Genomic DNA, 1,289 nt, shown 5'->3' with positions numbered 1-1,289 from the left:
TCCGCACTGGTTGCGCCGGTTGGCGGCGCAGACAACTCTCCGGTGAGTATCCAGGTTTCCTTCAACATTCAGGGGAACGCGACGCCCGAAACGGTGGCGTCATTACAGGAATTCGGGGACGATTTTGCCCAGCGGGTACAGGATGTGGTGTCGGGTATGCTGGCGGATCGGGAAAGGCGGCGGATGGCATGAAAAGCTATATAACAACTCAGGGAGACATGTGGGACAGCATCGCGCAGGACCAGATGGGCAGCACCGATCATACCGGGCTGCTGATGCGCGCCAACATGAGGCATACTCTGCTGGGGGCTTACATCTTTCCGGCGGGAGCAAGGCTTGTAATTCCGGATATCCCGCAGCGGGCAAGCGGCGGACTTCCGCCTTGGAAACAGAAAAAATGAACCCGCCCCGGGTTTACGGGGCGGGTTGTCAGGAGAACTGCTGGATGAGGGCGTCCTGTAGGACTTTAGAACAGTTGATCCCCTTCCGCTCAGCCATAGCGGCCATCCATGCGGGGATGGATACATTTTTTCGCACCGCGCGGGTGTCGGTCTGTGCCCGGTAGGCAATCGTATCAACGCTGACCAGCGTCAGAATATCGTCCTGGCCGTGGGAAACCCCAGGCTGCGGAGTAGCCGATGGGATGGGAAGGTTCTGATCCTCCCACACCACCAGACACCCGCTCAAAGCATCGGTGATCTGGCTGACCGCGTCCTCAATGTCCCGGCCGGTGGTGATGCAGCCGGGAATGTCGGGTACGCAGGCATAGTACTTGCCCTCTCCGGGCGTAATGACCGCAGTATAGGTGTAATGCATCATATGCCTCCTTGTTGGCTCGGAAAAGGGGAAGGGTCATTTCTTTCCCTTCCGCTTTCCCATCTGGTTTTTGTCGATCTTCGCTTCCTTGAGGATGTATCTCATGTCGTCCTCGTCAAAATCGTGTCGCTTCACAGGGATCGTAAGCCTGGTTTCGGGATGGAAGTAGATATCGTGATTTCCTCCATGCCGGGCGAGGAGAAACCCGTGTGCTTCCAGAAGCCGGATCGTTTCTTTTCGTGGGTTCATAGTTTCCCTCCTGACAATTATATTATACACAATATTACACATTTTGTCAAGATTAAAATACATAATTTTACACAATAAAAAGAAAGGGAGGCAGCAATGAGCAATCGGAATATGGCCCGCCGGACGGTGGCGGAGATTGCCTTTGACGGGGTGGACATCACCAAGTCTATTCGACCGTATCTGCTGTCGGTCTCCTATACCGACAACGAGGAGGACGAGACCGA

General features: G+C 54.8%; 4 protein-coding genes. 2 read left to right on the top strand and 2 right to left on the bottom strand.

What is annotated here, in order from left to right; genetic code table 11:
• Positions 1 to 192, top strand: a 192-nt coding sequence (locus C814_RS24920) for a hypothetical protein (protein WP_016318042.1), incomplete at its 5' end; no start/stop codon positions are given.
• Complete coding sequence (locus C814_RS24915) at positions 189 to 401, top strand: tail protein X (protein WP_016318041.1); 213 nt, start codon at positions 189 to 191, stop codon at positions 399 to 401. The genes C814_RS24920 and C814_RS24915, both read left to right, overlap by 4 nt.
• A 28-nt stretch (positions 402 to 429) precedes the next feature.
• Here C814_RS24915 and C814_RS24910 read toward each other — a convergent pair whose 3' ends face one another.
• Both C814_RS24910 and C814_RS24905 read right to left on the bottom strand, forming a co-directional pair.
• Positions 430 to 819, bottom strand: coding sequence for a type II toxin-antitoxin system HicB family antitoxin (locus C814_RS24910; protein ID WP_242829003.1), 390 nt, complete (start codon positions 817 to 819; stop codon positions 430 to 432).
• A 33-nt stretch (positions 820 to 852) separates the two neighbouring features.
• Positions 853 to 1,065 carry a type II toxin-antitoxin system HicA family toxin gene (locus tag C814_RS24905; protein WP_016318031.1) on the bottom strand — a complete coding sequence of 71 codons (213 nt, stop codon included), beginning with the start codon at positions 1,063 to 1,065 and terminating at the stop codon, positions 853 to 855.
• Positions 1,066 to 1,289: the final 224 nt, after the last annotated feature.

The sequence above is a fragment of the Anaerotruncus sp. G3(2012) genome, from assembly GCF_000403395.2.
In the GTDB taxonomy this organism is placed as follows: domain Bacteria; phylum Bacillota; class Clostridia; order Oscillospirales; family Ruminococcaceae; genus Anaerotruncus.
This window is presented reverse-complemented; position numbering and strand designations above follow the sequence as displayed.

What these genes read in the sequence shown, in the direction of transcription:
- C814_RS24910 (WP_242829003.1), bottom strand. Translation starts at nt 819, where the DNA reads ATGATGCATTACACCTATACTGCGGTCATTACGCCCGGAGAGGGCAAG.
- C814_RS24915 (WP_016318041.1), top strand. Translation starts at nt 189, where the DNA reads ATGAAAAGCTATATAACAACTCAGGGAGACATGTGGGACAGCATCGCG.
- C814_RS24905 (WP_016318031.1), bottom strand. Translation starts at nt 1,065, where the DNA reads ATGAACCCACGAAAAGAAACGATCCGGCTTCTGGAAGCACACGGGTTT.